Below are 15,179 nucleotides of genomic sequence, written 5' to 3' on the forward strand. Positions count from 1 at the left end.
AGGTGGTGCGCGCCGTCGAGGACGCGTATCTCGCCTTCGCGGGCGGCGATTCGGACAATCCCCGCAAGCTCAGCGTGGCGCATCCCGACGGCTGGTCGGTCGCCTACGCCATGCTGGGCCGCGACGGCCGCCGCCGGGTGGTGGCCATGAAGACCAGCTACAAGTTCGATCCCCACCACGATCGCTCCAACAAGCGGTACTTCACCACCATCTCGCTCTACGACGACGCCACCGGAACGCCCATCGCGCTGATGGATTGCGCCCGCGTCGGAGCCCTGCGCACACCCGCGGTGTCGGCCCTGCTGGTCCGCGAGTGCGCGCGGCCGGGCGCGCGCAGCGTGCTGCTGATCGGCACCGGCACCCAGGGCCGCAACGCGCTGCCGCATCTGCTGGCGGCCAACCCGCACCTGAACCGGCTGATGCTCTACGGCACCCATACCGAGGGCCTGGAGGCGGTGTACCAGCAACTGTCGCAGCATCATCCGCGGGCCGAGTTGGAGATCGTCAGCGATCCGCACGTGGCCGCGCGCGAGGCCGACATCATTCTGGCCACCGCCGGACCGGGCACCCGGGTCGCCATCGAGGCCAAGGATCTCTCCCCCGGCACGACCGTGGTGCTGGTCGGCTACGGCCTGGCCCCCTCGACTCTGACCGAGGCGGACCGCGTGGTCGCCACCAGCGCCGAGCAGATGGCCCTGACCGGCACCGACATGGCCGGTCCCGACGGCCGATTACGCCGGGTCGACGCCGAGCTACCCCAGATCCTCGACCACCGCGCCGTCGGCCGCCTCACCGACGACGAACGCATCTTCGTCTACAACAGCGGCCTGGTCCTCACCGACATCGCCGTCGCGCACGCCCTGGCCAATCGCGCCATCGCCGAGGGCCGGGGCACGGAGGTGTCGCTATGGGACTGAGGCGCAGGCGATTCCCCGGCGAAGGGAGAGCACGCTGACCGACACCGTGAAGCCGCTCACCGTGCCGCCCGGCATCTCCGATATCACCGCCACTCCGATGCCCGCGCATCGCGACAGCTGGGAACAGCAACTGCTGGATGATCCGGATCTGTTGCGCACCCTGTCGAGACGGATCGACCGACCGTTCCACATCATGTATCCGGCCCGGGTCGTCCACAATATCGACGCCTTCCAGCAGGTCTTCCGGCAGACGGGCGTCATGGGTGACATCTACTACGGCAAGAAGGCCAACAAATCCCCCAGCGTGGTCCGCGCCTGCGCGAAAACCGGCGTCGGCGTGGACGTCTCCAGTCCGCAGGAATTCCGTGCCGCCCTGCGCGGCGGCATTCGCGGCATCGACCTGATGGTCACCGGTCCGGCGAAATCCGATGAGCTGCTGCGGATGTCGGCGACCTACGGCGCGCTGGTGGCCATCGACGATCTGGACGAGCTGGCCCGCCTGACCGATCTCGGCATTCCGACCCGCGTGGTGTTGCGAGTGCTCCCGCCGGATTCACCCAGCCGTTTCGGCATGACCCAGGTCGAACTCGACCTGGCCCTGACCCTGACCGATCCCTCCGCGATTCGCTTGGAGGGCTTCAGTTTTCATCTCCAGGGCTACGAGATCCCACCGCGCGCCCGCCTGGCCGCCGAGCTCATCGAGCTCTGCCACAAGGCCCGCACCCTGGGCCACGAGTACGTCGGAACCATCTCCATCGGCGGCGGTTTCGGTGTCGACTACGTCCCGGCCGAGGCCTGGCACGCCTTCCTCGACGGTGTGAATCCGCACTGGTTCCACGGCGACCGCGCCCCCCAACCCGGCTCCTACTACCCCTACCACTGCCCGGTCCCCGGCCCCGCCATGCTCGCCGCGGTGCTCGACCACGATCAACTCGGCCGCCGCCTGCGAACCTCCGGCATCCGGCTGGCGATCGAACCCGGCCGCGCCCTCCTGGATCGCGCGGGCTGCACGGTCTTCCGCGTCCAGGGCGTCAAAGTCCGTCTGGCACATGAGATTCCCTATGTCATCCTGACCGTGGACGGCACCAGCCTGAGCCTGTCCGAGCAGTGGTTCGACAGCGAATACCTGCCGGACCCGGCATTGTGGCCGCAATATCCGGGCGCGGTGACCCCGACCTGCGTCGGCGGTTCCTCCTGCCTGGAGGACGACATGCTGTCGTGGCGGCGCATCCCGCTCCCCCGCGCGGCACAAACGGACGATCTGCTCATTTATCCCAATACGGCCGGATATCAGATGGATTCGAACGAATCCGCATTCCATCAGCTACCAATTCCACCCAAGGTACTGCTGAAACGAAGTTCGGACGGTTCGCGAAGTTTCGATTGGGAACTGGAAGACCCCGGCCCGTTGGACTAACGTTGCGTGTCTGATCGCCGCCATGTCCGATCGCCACAAATTCCTGAAGGAGAAGCCTTAAAATGCCCGTCGTCGCCAGGCGCGTCTCGGAGCTGATCGGACAAACCCCACTCTTCGAGTTGGCGGTCGACGATAAAACCGGAACCCGGCTATTTCTCAAGCTGGAGACCATGAACCCGACCGGGGCCGCCAAGATCCGGATGGCGCGGTCCATGGTGCTGGACGCCGAGCGGCGGGGGCTGCTGCGGCCGGGCGGGCACATTATCGAATCGACCTCGGGCAACACCGGATTGGGGCTGGCCGTGGTGGCGCGGGAGCGCGGATATCGATTCACCGCGGTGGTCGACCATCACGCCTGTAGCGCGAAACTGAACGCCATGCAGGCCATGGGGGCCGAGCTGGAATTCGTTTCCGACGAAGGGGACGGGCTCTCGACGTCGGTCCGCGAGGAACGGGCGGCCGAGATGGCGGACCTGGAGGGTCCGGACGCTTTCTTTCCGGCACAGCACGAGAATCTGGCCAATGGCGTCGGTTATTTCTCGCTGGCGGAGGAACTGCTCGAAGATCTGGACAAAATCGACATTCTCCTCGGGGCCGTGGGGACCGGTGGATCGCTGTTCGGCACCGCGCAAGGACTGCGCGATCGGGGCTGCGATGCGCGGCTGATCGGGGTCGAGCCGGAGGGGTCCATCGCGTTCGGCGGGCCGGCGCACGACTATTGGCAATCCGGGACCGGGACGCCCGAGGGCGCGGTGCCGGGGGTGCACGTGGATCAGGATCTGCGTCGGATCGACGAGCGGGACCGGATCAAGGTGTCCGATGTGGACGCCTTCGCGACCACGCGGGCGCTGGCGGCGCGGCTCGGGCTGATGATCGGGGGGTCCTCGGGCAGCTCGGTCTATGCCGCGCTCACCAGGCTCGATGAGTTCCCGGACCATTCGACCGTGGTCGTGGTGATCAATGACGACGGGGAGAAATACCTGGACACCGTCTTCGACGACGAGTGGATGAGTGACCGGGATCTGATCGACAAGGTGCGCGAGGCGGAGGTCGCCGGGCTGCTCGAGCGGTACCGGCCGCGGCATCGCCCGGATCCGCGGGAGATCGAGGTGCTGCGGCATCTGCATTACGCGCTGCCCGACACCTTCGCCATCGAGAACGGGCTGGCCGGGGCGACGCTCGAGGATTACGCCGATCGGCAGGTGCCGCAGGCCAAGCTGACTCACCTGCTGCACCTGGTCGACATGCCGGTGCACGAGATCGCCGAACTGCTGGCCGCCGGGAACGACGATCACGTCTATCTGGCGCTGGAGAAGCACCGGCAGCGGCTCACCGATCAGGCCACCCAGGTCGCGCAGGTGCTGGCGAGCATGCGGAGCGCCGAGAACACGCACACCATCCTGATGCCGGATCCGGCAATGGATCTGGATGGGGCTGCCGCGAAATGACCGGAGCGCTCCGGCAATCCGATGGGCGACAGCTGACTTCGCTGGCCACGCCGATCGCTTTGACTCAGCGCGCCCAGGTCGCGGTGTCCACCACCAATATCGCGTTGATGGGCACGCTCGGCGTGCGGGAGGTGGCCGCGGGCGGGCTGGCATTGGTGCTGTTCAACCAGATTCGGACCATGTGCGTCGGATTGATCACCGGCACCGGCAATCAGGTGGCGACGGTGGTGAGCCGGGCCGAGAAGCAGGGGCGGCGGGCCGAGGACCAGGTCCGGGAGGTGGTGCGGTCCAGCTTCCTGATCGCGACGCTGGCCGGATTGCTCGGCGGCGCACTGCTGATCGGGCTCGGCTGGGCGCTGCGCTGGCTCGGGCAGGACGCCGCGGTGCTGGCGCAGGCGCGGCCGATGATGGTGGCGCTGGCCCCGGGTCTGGTGCCGTGCCTGTGGTTCCAGGTGTTGCGGCAGTACACGGTCGGGATGCAGCGGCCGCAGGCGCTGCTGCTGGTGACACTGGGGTCGGTGGCATTGAATCTGGTGCTGGCGCTGGCCTTCATCCAGGGCTGGGCGGGTCTGCCGGAGCTCGGGCTGACCGGTGTCGGCGTGGCCACCTCGCTGGTCTTCATGATCACCTTCGGGGTGTTCTGGACCATGGTGCGCCGGGATCCGAAACTCGTTGCGACCCTGCCGCTTCGGATGTGGCCGGTGCACGCGGCGACGGTGCGTGAGGAGCTGCGCCTGGGCACGCCGATCGCGCTCACCTACGGGTCCGAGGCGGGGATGTTCTCGGTGCTGGCGCTGGTGATGGGCGGCATCGGGGCCGCGGCGCTGGCCGCCCACAATGTCGTCTACCAGATCGTCTACATCGTGTTCCAGGTGGCGATCGGGCTCTCGCACGGGGCGTCGATCCTGGTCAGCAAGGCGGTGGCGCGGGAGGAGTTCGCGCACGCGCGGTCGGTGGCGTGGCTGGCGCTGCGCTGCGCGGGGCTGGTCGCGGGGGTCACCGGAATCGCCTATGCGCTGGCGCCGGATTGGGTGCTGCGGCCGTTCCTGGCCGACAGCGATTCCGCGACCGTGGCGCTGACGCACACACTGCTGTTGATCGCCGTCGTGCTGCAATTCTTCGACGCTGCCCAGAACATCGGCGTCGGGCTGCTGCGCGGGCTCAAGGACACCAGGGCGGGCTTCCGGCTGTCCCTCGTGGGCTACTGGGTTGTGGGATTGCCCACTGCGCTGCTGCTCGCTTTCCCCGCGAACCTGGGTGCGGCGGGCGTGTGGTGGGGTCTCACCGCCGGTCTCGCGACCACCGCTGCCCTTATGCTGCGCCGCTTCTTCACCCTGCTGCATGTGCGTGAGCAGGAACATCCGCGGGTGCTGGCCGGTAGCCTCGGGCATTAGCCCGACACCCAAATCTCACCTTCCCGCAAGCATGTCGTCACTGGCCGCAGGCAAGCTGAAAGAAACGGCTTTCGCTATTCTGGCGACGATATCGGCAAGCGCAAATCTCGTCAGAATCGGCAGAGCCAAGGGCGCACACCATCAACGACGCCGGGGAGGATGTCCGTGTACATCACGCGAGTCGCCGAGTATCCGAAGCCAGACCATGTGCTTTTCCACTTCAGCGACCCCCACCTGATCGCCGCCGACACCGAGCTCTACGGTGCCGTCGACGCCGAGGCGCGGCTGTCCACGCTGCTGGGGCAGGCCGAGGCCAGCGGCATCGCGCCGACCGCCATCGTGTTCACCGGCGATCTCACCGACCAGGGCGAACCGGGCGCATACCGCAAGCTGCGGGATCTGGTCGAGCCGTGGGCCGAGCGCATCGGCGCGCCCGTGGTGTGGGTCGCGGGCAACCACGACAGCCGCGCCGAACTCCGCGAGCACCTACTCGACGAAAAGCGTTCCGTCGCACCGTACGACACCGTCCACATGTTCGACGGCCTACGCATCGTCGCCCTCGACACCACCGTCCCCGGCCACCACGGGGGTGAGATCACCGACGCCCAATTGGCTTGGCTACGTGACGTACTCGCCGAACCAGCCCCCTTCGGCACCATCCTGGCCATGCACCACCCGCCCATCCCCTGCGTGCAGGACCTGGCCGTCCTGGTCGAACTCCGCGACCAGCGCCGCCTGGCCGACGTTCTCGACGGCACCGACGTCCGCGCCATTCTGGCCGGGCACCTGCACCTTTCGAGCACCGCCCTGTTCGCGGGCATCCCGGTCTCGGTCGCCTCCGCCACCTGCTACAGCCAGGACATGGCCGCCGCCGACGGCGGCCAGCGCGGCCGCGACGGGGCCCAAGCCTTCAACTACGTCCACGTCTACCCCGACACCATCGTGCATTCCGTGGTCCCCATCGGCCACGGCCCCACCGTCGGCAACCCCTCGGATCCCGAGCAGGCCGCCAATAAACTCGCCGACGCCGGCATCGTCATCCCCCCGGCGGCCCGAATCCCACACGTCCTCCGCCGCCGGACCGAGGCCCCCGAATCCGACGGCGAGACAGTCCTCGGACGGAGGCCGCGAGTACTGCGACTGGAGCCGAATCCGCTTCCGCCGCATCCGAAATCGATCATGGTTCACGCGCTGACGTTCACCGCGAGGCGATCAGCGGAAACTCGCGTTCCTGCCCCGGGCGCAAGGAGAATCGGCGGCGCTCGAAATCCCAGAACCGGTAGATCGGCCATTGGACGGTGTGAGTTGCCCACGCGCCCATAATGATCAGCCGATGGTAGGGCAGCACCGCATAGCCCTGGTTCGTGATCGTGCGCAGCCCGCTCAATTGGAACCGCCACCATCCGGCCGGGCTGGTTCGGCGGCGGCGGGCCGAGGTCTGCGCGCGCATGGTCGTCGATTGCTCGATGTGCAGTCCGACCTTGGTCAGGCACAAGGCCAAGTCCAGGTCGTCGATCACATCGGGCCGGGTGACGGTGTCCTCGCGAACCCGCCGCTCCCACGCCGTGGCCCGGATGGCCATGTTCGGGCCGTGCATATTGCCGACCCGGCCACCCAGCTTGCCGCGCCTGGCCTGGAGCCAGTAACCGAACTCCAGAAAGAAACCGACGGGCGAATCGAAGTAGGTGGTGATTCCGGTGAGCGCGGCAATGCCGGGATGCGCAACGAACTGATCCCGGATCACCGCTGCCCAGTCGGCATCGACGACGGTATCGGCATCGGTGCGGGCGATGAATTCACCACGCGCCTTGTCGAATCCGGTGTTCCGGGCCCGGGCCACACCCCGCTCGGACTCGTCGATCACCTCCACCTTCGGATTGACACGCGCGTACTCACCGAGGATTTCGCGTGTCCCGTCGGTGCTCCCATTGTCCACCACGACGATCTCGTGGACGGCGTCCTGCGCCGAGAGCCGGTCGAGGGTGCGCCGGATGCACCGCGCCTCGTTCAGTACCGGGATGACGACCGACAGCATCGGTCCGGCAGAGTCGGTTTCGGGGTTCTCCGGTTGGTAGATCATTGGCACTCAACGGCTTTCGTGCGTTGTAAAAAGTCCCCATGATCGTTCAAGAGGCCACCGAAACCGACAAGCCGCGACAACTGCGGGCACTCCTTCTGGTGCCCCGAGTTCTCGTATCGGTCGAATGTGGTTGTCAGAGTTCGAAGATGAATTCGTTGGCGCTGGCCTGCTTGTGGCTCATGCCCTGCGGGAAGTTCACGCCCGGATCCAACTCGACCGCATCCGTGGTCCTGTTCCACCGGAAGTAGCAGGATCCGGTGGGATTGAAGATGTAGGTGTTCTCGTCGCGGACATACAGCGCCGTGGTCACCTGTCTGCCGTCCTCGAACGCCAGGGCGATCGGAGAGAAGTGCGGGTCGTCCTGCGCGAGCCACCGCTCACTGATCCCGGGATCCGCGCCGGCGGTGTTGACCTTCATCGCGAGCGTCCGGTCGGTCTGGGTGGCATTCACGAAGCGCGCCATTATGAACTGCGTGCTGCGGTAGGTGACGGTGAACACCGACAGCCCGTGTATGCCGCTGATGTCGGGCTGGTCGGTGTCCCACTCGGCGTAGGCACCACCGAATCCGTAGTGCTGCCAAGCCATCACCTTCGCGTTCGCACCGACCTTGACCGACAGGAACTTGTCGTTGAGCTGCCCGGGGACTTCGACTACACCGTCGTCGATGCTGTACACGTACGGTTCACCCGCGTACTGACGAGCGGTGAAGAAGATGGCTTGATTCGATTCTGGGTGGTCATCTCCGTGCCTTCCACAGTGGCTATCGAATGCGCATCGCCACTACATCACCCGCTCCCCGAGCCGCGGGCGGGCGCCGCCCATCCATTGTCTCGACCCACAACATGACCCGCCAGAGCCGCAAGTCCCCAATTTCCTTGCAGCACAACGTATTTACAAGCCGCGCGGTCGGAATGCCGCGGCGGCGGACCTCAACCGGCCGCGACGGACCGCGTCGCATCGGCGAGGCGGCGCAGCGAAGGCGCGATTTCCGCACCGAGGCGGTGCATCGATTCCTCCACCAATTGTCTTGGCAGACCACCCCAGTCGACGAGCGCCTGAACGCGATCGAAACGGATCACATCGTGGAGCTCGGCGAGTTTGGCCGTGACGTACTCGCTGGTTCCGATCATCAGGTGCTGCCCCGGTTGCAGTCCGCGCTGGAATTGCTGGGGCGTCACGATGAACCCACCGCCGCCGGTGTGCTTGGGCCGCAGGAAGTCGTAGTAGTACGGATAGGTCGCGGCGGCCGCTTCCATGGTCGGCGCACCGAAGTAGTGCAGGGCGACGCCGAGGCGGAGTTTGTCGGCGTGGCCTGCTCGTTCACCTGCTTCCCGATAGATTTCGGCCAGGGGCAGCAGGCGTTCGTACGGTCCGCCGATGTAACCCAGAATCATTGGCAGGCCGAGGGTTCCGGCGCGGACCGCGCTGGACGGGGTGCCGCCCACTCCCAGCCACACCGGCAGCGGATCCTGCACCGCCCTCGGGGTGACGGCGGCATCCTCGAGTGCGGCGCGGAACTCGCCCCGCCACGTCACCACCGGCTCCGACCGAATCCGCAGCAGGAGTTCGAGTTTCTCGGCGAACAGCTCGTCGTAGCGGCTCATATCGACACCGAACAGGGTGAACGGTTCCGGGTAAGCGCTGCGACCAACCGCGATTTCGGCCCGCCCCCCACTGATCAGATCCACGGTCGCGAAATCCTGATACACCCGCACCGGATCCAGCGCCCCGAGCGTGGTGACCGAACTCGTCAGCCGAATCCGCTCCGTCCGCGCCGCAATCGCAGCCAGCACCACCGCCGGCGACGACACGGAGAAATCCAGATTGTGATGCTCCCCAACCCCGAAGTGACCCAGCCCCAACCGATCCGCGAGCTCGCCCAGCGACACGATCTGCTCGATCCGCTCCGCGGCGGTGCGCCCGGCCCCGTCCACGGTGACCGCCTGCATATCGGCCAACGAAGCGATCCCAATATCGATGGTCATGACAACCCCTCCCAAGGCGTCCGTTTTCGACTACGCCATCACACTATATTTTTTATAGTGCACTATCAAGACCATACCAACTATGCATGTCTAGGATGACTCCATGCCCGACCCCACCCCCGACTTCCACTCCGCCATCGAACTGATCGGCAAACGCTGGACCGGCGTGATCCTCCAACACCTCCTCACCGGCCCCCACCGCTTCAACGAACTACGCGACCGCATCCCCCGCATCACCGACGCCATGCTCTCCCAACGCCTCACGGAACTGGAACAAGCCGAGGTGGTGGAACGCCAGGTAACCGTGGCCCGCCCGGTGGAGATCCGCTACACCCTGACCCCCATCGGCACCAAGCTCGAACCCGTCCTCGCCGCCGTCCTGACCTGGAGCAAGGAGTGGGCCGCCGCCCACCGCTCCAAGTAGTCCGCCGAACCGGTTCGATCAGCCCGACCTCTCAGCCAACCGTCAGGAGGCTGACCAGTTTCTCCAGGGAGGCGGTGTACGCCCAGTTATCTTGTGTTCCAGCAACCGAATCCAACTCCCGCCGGGCAGAATCCAGCAGCGGAAGCGGTTCAGGCCGGAAGACCAGTGAAGTTGCTAAAGCACTGTTCAGAAGGTGAATTCGCCGTTGACTACACCCTTGGTGAAGGCGGTCCACTCGGCGGGGTCGAAGTCGAGAGTAAAGCCTTGGGCGTCGTCGATGGTCGCGCTGCCGTCGGCTGAGAGGTTGAGGGACAGGCGATCTCCGATTCGGCCGGATTCGCCGCTCAGCACCAGGTCCAGGAAGGTGGGCCAGAGGGCGGCGACAATTTCGAGAATCGGCTGAATGTGAGGTGGACCCGCGTACTTGCTGTCTCGGATGACAACACGGTCGGTGCGATGGGCGATCTCGACACAGGTTCCTTCACCGCCGCTGAACGTGGACTTGAAGAACTCGGTACTCACGTTTTCACCTTAGTTCCGGCCTGCGACCTCCTTGATCAGACCGAGCGACCGCTCGCGGTCGAGCGCGATCGATTGGATCTGGTTGAAGTGGTACTCGAGTGCGGTGACTCGCTTCGGCTCATCGACAATCTCGAAGTAGGCGGCAGATTCAGCCCAGCCCAGCGTGGGGAGGCGGGCGGTTTCGAAGCCCAAGAGGTGGAAGGTAGCGGAATTGAGGCTTGCGATGTCGCTGCCCGCCTCGTACGGAATGACACGGAGGTCAAGGATGCCCGGATGCCGTTCCGCCATGGAGATCAGATGCTGCAGTTGCCTGCTGCGGATGTCATCTCCGCCGACCTTGTACATCAATGCCGCCTGCCCCACCACCACCGAGAGTTCGAGCGGGTCGGGATCTTCCAGCCGCCGCTGTCGACGTAATCGCGCACTGACCCGTTGCTCGACTTCGGTCGGCCTATAGGTTGTCACTCGGGACTTCATGAGGACGCGCATGTAGTCCTCGGTCTGGAGAAGACCTGGTATCACGACGTTCTCGAAGCTGCGGATACTCTGTGCGCCGGCCTCCAGGCCGTAGAAGCGCATGAGCTGATCATTGAACAGCGCGGAATATTCGGCGAACGGATGACTGCCCTTGGCGACTTCACGCAACTCAAGTAGTTCATCCCGTTCGTCGGATTCGAACTCGAGCAGCTTGATAAGCGTCGTCAGCTTCCCCTCGGTCAGGACGCCGCGCCCCTTCACCACCTTCGACCAGTACTGCGGAGTCACATCGACCGCCCGCGCGAGCATGTGCCCCTTCTCGCCACGCTCCTCGGCACGAGAGCCGATGCGCAACATCAGTTCCCAGCGCGCAACCGTCGGAGACACCGGAGCCATCTGACCTCGATTCTTCCCTGCAGTGGGGTGCCCCAACCGTAGCCCAAGAGGTCTCGAACACCCCAAGAGATTCATTGCCAGGTTTACTAAACCAGAGTATGGTTCACTGCATAGACACGGCACGAAGCCGCTATTGATCAAAATCCTGTATCCACAAGCGTATTCAGCTAGGGGCTGACGTAATGCTTTGGGACGTTTGGTTTTTACTTCTGATTACCGGCATTGGATCGACCCTCACGGCCATCGCTCGGTGGGGTTTCACCGATGCCGCCTCGTCCGCATCCGAGGATTCGGCGCAGGTCGCGGGTGGATTCCCGCGCATACCGCTACGGAACCGTCATCGCAGGCATGGCAGGCATCGCGCGTGGTGACGCGCAACCTCTTCTGACATCGGAGTCAATGATGACCAATCCTTATGTGGCACCTGCCGATCCGCCCGGGCGGGACCGCACTGCGTCGCTGCGCGATCACCCCTCCTGGCACGCCCGACCCTCTCGTGACGCGGTGTTCTCCGATCGGGATATCGAGGCCCTGCTGCGGGCTCACAGCGAGGCGTGCGAACGGGCTGGGTGCGCGCTACGAAGACATCTCGTGCGGTTGCGCGACGAGCGGGCGGGGAGGCGGCCGTGATCAGGCTGCCGGACTGGGTGAAAGTGGGTGCGCCGGTCCGCTTTCGGATGACGGGACGCGACGATGTCCGGTGCGTCATCACAGCGGTCGGCTCGAGCGGGCGAATCACTCTATGCAATGGGGAGCGGTTCGAGTCGACCGACTTCACATCCGGAAATCGGAGCGGCGAGGGCCATTTCGAGAAGATCAACCGGCTGTCGCGGGTGACCAAGTCCATGCGGGCGACGGGAGCATGAAAAAAGCCGTGGAGCGCACCCCGGAGGCGCTCCACGGCTCGTGTTCTGTTGGGGGTCAGTCGATTTTGACGTTCATGCCGTAGTCGATGGTGTTGTGGTGGGGAGAGGTGACCGTCAACTCGTAGGTGCCGGTGACCGGGAGGGTGACGCGGGACCACTGGCGCTGGTAGGAGAGGGTGCCGGTGGGGCCCGTGATCGTGACGACCACGTCGGACCAGTTCGGGTTGGCGTCGACGATCATGACCTGGCCGCCGCGGGCGTCGAGTTTCCAGGTGTCGTGGCTGAAGCCGATGAGGCGGCCGTCCACGTGACCGTTGTCGGTGCCGTAGGCGAAGTAGATGTGGTTGTCGTCGGCGGAGGCGGTGCCGGAGCCGAGGATGGTGGCGGTGGAGGCGGCGGCGAGGAGGGCGGCGGCCAGGAACTTCTTGGTCATGGCACGAGGATGGGCGGGGGCACCAATCGGATACCAACAGCACACTATCGGCGCACGTCGCAGGGCAATTGGTGGTCGCAGGGCAATTGGGGATCGGGTGCGATCAGGGGGTGGGCTGCGGCCATTCGATGTGGGTCGGGGTGGGCTGGTCGTCGGTGCTGTAGTCCGGGCCGGGGTTGAAGATGCTCCAGAGGATGCCGAGTATCAGGATGACCCAGAGCAGGACCTTCGCGGCCTGCGAGACCAGCAGGGGACGGGTCGGCGAGGCGGGGACGAAGCCGGGCGGCGGGACCTCACCCGGTGCGGGGACGGGGCCGTCGCCGAAGGGCTGGGTCAGGTAGGTCGGGGTGAGCATCAGCCAGTAGGCGTCGGTGCGGACCTGGCAGCGCAGCACGGCGGCGGTGGCCTGGAAGACCGCGGCGGGCATGCGGCCGGTGACGAGCATGATCAGCCAGATGATGACGGCGATGACCGTCCAGCCCGTCGACAGCCAGCTGGTGAAGGCGAGGATCGGGATCGCCAGGATGAAGCGGAAGAACACCGCCCACCGGTTCAGGCGGGTGGGGGCGGGGAACTGCACGCGCACCGGGTAATTCGCGTCGACGTCGAGGCTGAACGGCGGATACGCGTCCACCAGCAGGTACATGTAGGCCAGCACCCGGATGGTGTAGGCGAGGGTGGCACGCAGGAAATCGCCGCACCAGGCCGGGAGCGCACCGGTGAACAGTGCACCGAACCAGCCGAGGAAGGCCACCACCGCCGAGGCCAGGCCGATGACGATCAGGATCAGCAGGTGCGGGACGGCCAGGATCGCGCGGAGCAGGACCGTCCAGCGACGCTGCTGTTCGGGCGGGAAGACATCCAGCCCGACAATGGGTTCCGGGGTCGGCTCTACAGCCGGGTATTCGGCCATTCCCGCACTCGCTTCCTGGTCTGTACAGACGGAAAAGTGACGTTCCTGGCCAGCGTCCCATATGGTCGGCGGTCCGAGTCTCAGGCCGCGCCGGATTCGAAGGCCGTCATCGTGCTCACCGCGGCTTCCGGTTTCTCCCAGGGGGCCGCTTCCGGGAAGTACGTATCCAGGAATTCACTGACGGCGCGCACCCGTTCGGCCTCCGGGACCTCCGGGAAACTGCCGTCATTGAGGCAGAAGAAATCGACATTGCGGCGTTTGGCGAGGCCGTCGAGCAGGGCCAGGCCGGTGTACATGGTGGTGTCCACGTACCGCATCTTGGCGGCTTCCTGCGGCACCGCGCGGCCGGTGAGCAGGGCGTAGTAGTGGTAGAGCGAATTGGTCACCGAGATGTCGGTGGCGGCGCGGAAACGGCTCGCGCGGGTGCGGGCGAAATCCTCGGGGAACACCTGTTCCATTTCGTGGAGGACGCTGCGGCGCAGGGGAACCGGGGTGTGCTCGAGGTGGCGGGTGATGACGTGACCGAAACGCTGGGTCAGCAGGGCGCGATTGACGCGGGCCGCGTTCTCGAAGCCGCTGCGGCGTTCGTTGTTGGCGCCGGGGCCGATTCGGGTGCCCGCCTCGATATAGCGGCTGACGCCGGCGGGGGTGAAGAACATGGACGGGCGCACGGGGCGCGCGAAGAACATGTCGTCGTTGGAGTACAGGAAGTGCTCCGACAGTCCCTCGATGTGCTGCAATTGGCATTCGATCGCATGGGAATTGAACACCGGCAGCCCGCTGATGTCCGAGAAATGGTCCACCGCACGGACAATGGTGACCTTCGGATCCTCGGCCAGCCAGTCCGGCACCCGGGAGTCGGTGGCGATGAAGATGCGGCGGATCCACGGGGCGTTCTTGTGCACCGAGCGCAGGGCGTAGCGCAGTTCGTCGATCTGGCGGATGCGAGCATCCGCGTCGTCGCCCTCGCCGACGACCACCTGGGCCAGCATTCCCGCACGGCGGGCGCGGAATTCGGGGTCGGTGCCGTCCACCCAGGAGAACACGATGTCGATATCGAAACCGACGTCGGTCGGGTGCGGGGTGAACATGCCGGCCAGGGTGGGCCAGCTGGCGTCGTAGAGCAGCACGGTGGTCGGCTCGACGTCGGCGACGTCGAAGACCATGCGGGTCAACGCATTCGGGCGCGGGCACTCGACGGTGTCGCCGTGGTACTCCCACAGCTCGATCTCGATGTGATGGGCGGTGTCCAGGTCGCGGCCGAGCCGGAAGACATTGTGCTGCTTCTCATTGCACGAGAACCCGGCGACCACGGCGGCCCCGAGCACCCGTCTGAGCGCGGCCCGATGACCGCTGTCCACGGCCAGCACCAGCCGGTGGGATGCGTCGCGCACCAGCAGGTACGGGACTTCGGCGGCGGTCAATTCCCCACGCAGATGGCGCAGATCGTCGATCACCGCATTCGACACCACCAGATTCGCCACGGTCGCGCCACCCACCCACTCGTTCACCATCACCGTCTCCGCTCTGTTCGCACTTCACTCACTGCTCCCCCGCGCCGACACGGCCCCGCGCCGGCCCGGGCGGGGACCCGGGGCCGGCGCATGCCGTGAAAACTGTTGCGCAGTCAGAAGAACGGAGCGGACAGGGCGGTGCGAGGTGTGTTCCACGGTCGTCGCTGATACGGCCGGAATCCCATTCGCACTCACCTCACTCGTTCACATGACGCCTGTCGCGCCGGCGGAAAAGCTCTTCGCGTTCGTCGACACCACGGCGCTCGGGGAAAAGCCGCTGTGGGCGGACGAGCTTCACCGGACGGTCATCGGCCGGTTACTCGCATGACCTCGTTCAGACGAGGGACTGTAACGAATGATGCAACCGTTATCGCTTCTCGTCAATCCGTTTC

12 protein-coding genes and 2 pseudogenes are annotated in these 15,179 nt (G+C 65.8%); 6 read left to right on the plus strand and 8 right to left on the minus strand.

Going from position 1 to position 15,179, the window contains the following annotated elements; genetic code table 11:
• Positions 1-2: 2 nt before the first annotated feature.
• The 5 genes and pseudogenes from NS2_RS18710 to NS2_RS18730 form a co-directional block, all read left to right on the plus strand.
• Positions 3-917 carry an ornithine cyclodeaminase family protein gene (locus NS2_RS18710; protein WP_147207230.1) on the plus strand — a complete coding sequence of 305 codons (915 nt, stop codon included), beginning with the start codon at positions 3-5 and terminating at the stop codon, positions 915-917.
• A 46-nt stretch (positions 918-963) separates the two neighbouring features.
• Complete coding sequence (locus NS2_RS18715; protein ID WP_228102653.1) at positions 964-2,334, plus strand: type III PLP-dependent enzyme domain-containing protein; 1,371 nt, start codon at positions 964-966, stop codon at positions 2,332-2,334.
• Between the two features lie 62 nt (positions 2,335-2,396).
• Positions 2,397-3,428, plus strand: a pseudogene (locus NS2_RS18720) (PLP-dependent cysteine synthase family protein); the annotation flags it as partial.
• A 350-nt stretch (positions 3,429-3,778) separates the two neighbouring features.
• Entirely contained in the window at positions 3,779-5,176 is a 1,398-nt protein-coding gene (locus tag NS2_RS18725) for an MATE family efflux transporter (RefSeq protein ID WP_033088794.1), read from the plus strand.
• Positions 5,177-5,335: 159 nt separating this feature from the next.
• Positions 5,336-6,232 (plus strand): annotated as a pseudogene (locus NS2_RS18730) (phosphodiesterase); the annotation flags it as partial.
• Between the two features lie 142 nt (positions 6,233-6,374).
• On the opposite strand, the gene NS2_RS37620 reads toward NS2_RS18730, so the two are convergent.
• The 3 genes from NS2_RS37620 to NS2_RS18745 form a co-directional block, all read right to left on the minus strand.
• Positions 6,375-7,256, minus strand: a complete 882-nt coding sequence (locus tag NS2_RS37620; protein ID WP_052086621.1) for a glycosyltransferase family 2 protein — start codon at positions 7,254-7,256, stop codon at positions 6,375-6,377.
• A 133-nt stretch (positions 7,257-7,389) separates the two neighbouring features.
• A complete protein-coding gene (locus tag NS2_RS18740) occupies positions 7,390-7,971 on the minus strand; it encodes a beta/gamma crystallin domain-containing protein (RefSeq protein ID WP_228103006.1) in 582 nt (193 codons plus the stop codon).
• 215 nt (positions 7,972-8,186) lie between these two features.
• A complete protein-coding gene (locus NS2_RS18745; protein WP_033088793.1) occupies positions 8,187-9,242 on the minus strand; it encodes an LLM class flavin-dependent oxidoreductase in 1,056 nt (351 codons plus the stop codon).
• A gap of 103 nt (positions 9,243-9,345) precedes the next feature.
• On the opposite strand from NS2_RS18745, the gene NS2_RS18750 reads away from it, so the two are divergent.
• On the plus strand, positions 9,346-9,666 hold the full coding sequence (locus tag NS2_RS18750; protein ID WP_033088792.1) for a winged helix-turn-helix transcriptional regulator: 321 nt from the start codon (positions 9,346-9,348) through the stop codon (positions 9,664-9,666).
• Positions 9,667-9,852: 186 nt separating this feature from the next.
• Here the strand turns inward: NS2_RS18750 and NS2_RS18755 are convergent, their stop codons facing one another.
• From NS2_RS18755 to NS2_RS18775, 5 genes are all read right to left on the minus strand, one after another.
• Positions 9,853-10,188, minus strand: a complete 336-nt coding sequence (locus tag NS2_RS18755) for a DUF397 domain-containing protein (protein WP_033088791.1) — start codon at positions 10,186-10,188, stop codon at positions 9,853-9,855.
• Between the two features lie 9 nt (positions 10,189-10,197).
• A complete protein-coding gene (locus NS2_RS18760; protein ID WP_033088790.1) occupies positions 10,198-11,061 on the minus strand; it encodes a DUF5753 domain-containing protein in 864 nt (287 codons plus the stop codon).
• Positions 11,062-11,982: 921 nt separating this feature from the next.
• Positions 11,983-12,360 carry a hypothetical protein gene (locus NS2_RS18765; protein WP_033088788.1) on the minus strand — a complete coding sequence of 126 codons (378 nt, stop codon included), beginning with the start codon at positions 12,358-12,360 and terminating at the stop codon, positions 11,983-11,985.
• Between the two features lie 103 nt (positions 12,361-12,463).
• Positions 12,464-13,273, minus strand: a complete 810-nt coding sequence (locus NS2_RS18770; RefSeq protein WP_052086619.1) for a DUF4389 domain-containing protein — start codon at positions 13,271-13,273, stop codon at positions 12,464-12,466.
• 80 nt (positions 13,274-13,353) lie between these two features.
• Positions 13,354-14,787 carry a stealth family protein gene (locus tag NS2_RS18775; RefSeq protein ID WP_063865021.1) on the minus strand — a complete coding sequence of 478 codons (1,434 nt, stop codon included), beginning with the start codon at positions 14,785-14,787 and terminating at the stop codon, positions 13,354-13,356.
• Positions 14,788-15,179 lie beyond the last annotated feature (392 nt).

The sequence above is a fragment of the Nocardia seriolae NBRC 15557 genome, from assembly GCF_007990715.1.
In the GTDB taxonomy this organism is placed as follows: Bacteria; Actinomycetota; Actinomycetes; order Mycobacteriales; family Mycobacteriaceae; genus Nocardia; species Nocardia seriolae.